At 25.4% G+C, this 3,297-nt stretch carries 6 protein-coding genes; 3 read left to right on the plus strand and 3 right to left on the minus strand.

The window, feature by feature from the left end; all coding sequences use genetic code 4:
* The first annotated feature begins 212 nt into the window (after positions 1–212).
* Entirely contained in the window at positions 213–392 is a 180-nt protein-coding gene (locus EHU54_RS05060) for a lipoprotein (protein WP_400249285.1), read from the plus strand.
* Positions 393–640: 248 nt separating this feature from the next.
* On the opposite strand, the gene EHU54_RS05065 is transcribed toward EHU54_RS05060, so the two are convergent.
* The 3 genes from EHU54_RS05065 to EHU54_RS05075 are packed head-to-tail and all read right to left on the minus strand — an operon-like array spanning position 641 to position 2,527.
* Complete coding sequence (locus tag EHU54_RS05065) at positions 641–1,147, minus strand: peroxiredoxin (RefSeq protein WP_400249287.1); 507 nt, start codon at positions 1,145–1,147, stop codon at positions 641–643.
* Between the two features lie 51 nt (positions 1,148–1,198).
* Entirely contained in the window at positions 1,199–2,008 is an 810-nt protein-coding gene (locus EHU54_RS05070; protein ID WP_400249289.1) for a TlyA family RNA methyltransferase, read from the minus strand.
* 6 nt (positions 2,009–2,014) lie between these two features.
* Positions 2,015–2,527 carry a hypothetical protein gene (locus tag EHU54_RS05075; protein WP_400249290.1) on the minus strand — a complete coding sequence of 171 codons (513 nt, stop codon included), beginning with the start codon at positions 2,525–2,527 and terminating at the stop codon, positions 2,015–2,017.
* Positions 2,528–2,846: 319 nt separating this feature from the next.
* Between EHU54_RS05075 and EHU54_RS05080 the strand changes: the two genes are divergently transcribed.
* Positions 2,847–2,993 (plus strand): hypothetical protein, encoded by a 147-nt coding sequence (locus EHU54_RS05080; RefSeq protein WP_400249291.1) that lies wholly within the window; start codon positions 2,847–2,849, stop codon positions 2,991–2,993.
* A 58-nt stretch (positions 2,994–3,051) separates the two neighbouring features.
* Positions 3,052–3,297: hypothetical protein (locus EHU54_RS05085; RefSeq protein WP_400249292.1), on the plus strand; the 246-nt coding region annotated here is incomplete at its 3' end.

A 3,297-nucleotide genomic window follows, 5' to 3' on the forward strand; every position in this document is an offset into this window, starting at 1 on the left:
AAGTAAGTGGTATATTATTCCACAATTTCTAAGATATTAATTAAAACCCTTAAATAATACATACAACCTAAAACCATTTTAGTAAATGGTTTAATTATTATTTTTATTCAATTTCCGAGTTTTTTTCCAAAACCCCAATTTTTTTATACGGCCAAAAAAATACAATAAGATTATCGATAATATTAATCGAATAGAAAGGAAACATATAAAAAATGAAAAAAATTTTAGCAATTCTAGGAGCAATTAGTTTTTCGGCAATTGGAGCAAGTAATGCTATTGCTTGTAATGCAATGCATGAAAATGAAATTAAAAGTCTTCAAAATCGATTATCAACATTAAAAGGGAAAATTAATAACTTAAAAAATATTAGTGAAGAAAAAAAGCACAATTAAAATTTGCCTTAATAAAACTTGAAAATCAATTACAAACATTAACTTCTCATGGAATTAAATCAATGTCAAAAACAGAACTTGATTTATTAAAAACAGCAATATCTTTTTTAGAAGAACAATTTAACAAATTAAGTTAAATAAATATTATTTTTCAAATAGTTAATGTTCTTAATATTTAAATTAAAAATGTTTCTTTTAACTGGAAATACCCAGTTAAAAGAAACATTTTTTTATTTCATTACAAGTTTTTATTTTTGAAGAGTATCTAAAAATTGATAAACTTCGTCATAATTTGGTTCAGAAAAAATTGGTGAAACAATTTGTAAATAAATAATTTTATTGTCTTGATCTAAAACCATTACACTTCGTGCTAATAAGTTATTAAATGGAAAGTATAATTTTGTTTGTGTTCCAAATTCACGATAATTAGTATCAGATAATAGAATATGGTTTGAATTAATAAAAGCTTCACATGCTCGTTTCAAAGCAAATGGCAAATCACGTGAAATTGTTATTAATTGAAAATTAGGATATTTACTAATAATTGTTTCATTAAATTGTTTTGTTTGTGTTAAACAAACACTAGTATCTATACTAGGTACTGCGGAAATAACTTTATATTCTTTTGTTATGGTTGCTAATTCAAAATCTTGTCAATCAACCATATCAGCTTTAAATGACACTTTGTCACCAACTTGAAGATGATCTTTTGCAAGCAAATTTTTAACATCGCCGCTCATTGTTCCTACTGCCATAAAAGTTGTTTCCTCCCTTCTTTTATAAGAATATTATATCCTAAAATATTATTATGATAATAAAGTATTTCAAGCATTTTCAATTATTGTTACTATAACTTCGTCGGCAATATAATTAATCGGATTTATTGTTCGTTGTAATAAACAAATAAATTCAATGTTTTTCTTTTTATTTCCTAAAATTGGAGAATAGTCACAATTGATAACACTGAAACCATTATTAAGACCTAAAGTAAAGATTTTTTTAATAACATCATAGTGAGTTGCTTTATGATTAATTTTTCCTTTCTTAACAGCTTCTTTTGTACTCTCAAACTGTGGTTTAATTAAGAAAAAAGCATAATGATTTAATAATAAAATATCTTTTAAAGATGGAATAATTTTATCTAATGAAATAAAAGAAACATCACAGCAAGCAAATTCAATTTCATCAGGGGCAAATAATGCTTTAGTAACATATCGAAAATTAGTTTTTTCTAATGAAACAACCTGCGGATTATTGCGTAATTTTCAAGCTAATTGGTTTGTCCCAACATCGACAGCATAAACTTTTTTAGCATGATTTTGTAATAAACAATCGGTAAAACCACCAGTTGAAGCACCAATGTCAAGGCAAACTAGGTTTTTAACGGTTAAATTAAAAGCAATTAAACCTTTGGCTAACTTTTCCCCTGCTCGGGAAACATATTTTAATGGTTCACCACGTAATTTAATAATACTATTTTCTTTTACTAGTTCACCCGGTTTTAAAGCTGGGACATTATCAACTAAAACATTGTTTGCTAAAATCATTGCTTTAGCTTTTTCGCGCGAAGGAGCTAAATTATTATTAACCATTAACTGGTCTAACCGAATTTTCATTAAAATTTATTCTCCCTTTCATTTACTTTTCTTAAATGCACGTTGGTTTTGATAACGAAATAATAAACGTTGTTTTCGATTTTTTGTTTCCCGATAAGTTTCTAAGATTGTATCTTGTGCTAGGATATAATTAGTAATTTCTTTAAAAAAGTAAGCACCATATGATAATGATCATTTTAATGAAACAAAATTTTGATCAATTTTAGTTTCAATAATTTTTGAATAATTACTAATAATGTAATTACATTCTAGCATAATGTTATTAATATTATTATATTTAAAAAGATAATATGTTGTTTGTGGTAATTGATATTTTTGTGCTAAAAAAGCAAAATTTTTTGGAATAATTAATTGTTGAGTATCTAAGTCAATTGTAATATCAACTGGTTTTCATAATGGCACGTAGTGGATTTTTCCCGATAAAGTTAATAACCGTTGCTTAGTATCTTGTGACATTTGTCACTTTTTCCCTCATTTGTTATTTGCTCAATTATAATAATTAAACTTGTTATTTTCCATCTAATCACCCATTTGACTAAAGTAATTATACCAAATTTAGGATGAACAAAAAAGGATTTAGATAATAATTTTATTTGCATTAATTATCACTAATATTTCAAATTTAATATTTATACTTTCACTTATAATTTAGCAAATAATTATAACTTATTTTTTTAAAAGGCAAATTATTTACAATTTTAAGCTTAAAAATGGGAAAAAATTGATATTTTAATAATTATCACTAAATTAATTGTGCCATAAAATGAGAAGAATATAATGAAAGTGTAAATAATATTTACGGCGTCAATATAGATATTTTTACAGGAGATGATTAATAATGTTTGGTTATAAGAATATCTTAGTTGGTGTTGGAGCAATTGCGTTGGCAACTACCCCGGCATTATTATTATCGAATACAACATTTATCAATAATACATACAATAAAACTGCACATAATATAAAACCGAGGAAAAACTACGAATAACACATTTGGGACGTGTTTTATTCCCCCTGTATAAAAGATTGAATTACCTGTTTGTAATATGTTTTCATTTTTGCTATCAGTTTCAGATGAAGGGTTACCAACTTCTAGTCCTGGATTTACTTTTAATTCAAAAGTATTTAGTTTACTTTTTAAATTACTTAAAGTTTTCTGTGCGACATCAATAATTTCTGGTCCATTTACGATATTTTCTTTATATTTATCATTGTGAAAATATCGTAAAACTACCCCATTAAATAATTCATTAGACTTCTTGCATAACCAACCTAGTTATTTTAAAATTCCT

The organism is Spiroplasma sp. ald, assembly GCF_044714355.1.
Classification (GTDB): domain Bacteria; phylum Bacillota_I; class Bacilli_A; order Mycoplasmatales; family Mycoplasmataceae; genus Spiroplasma; species Spiroplasma phoeniceum.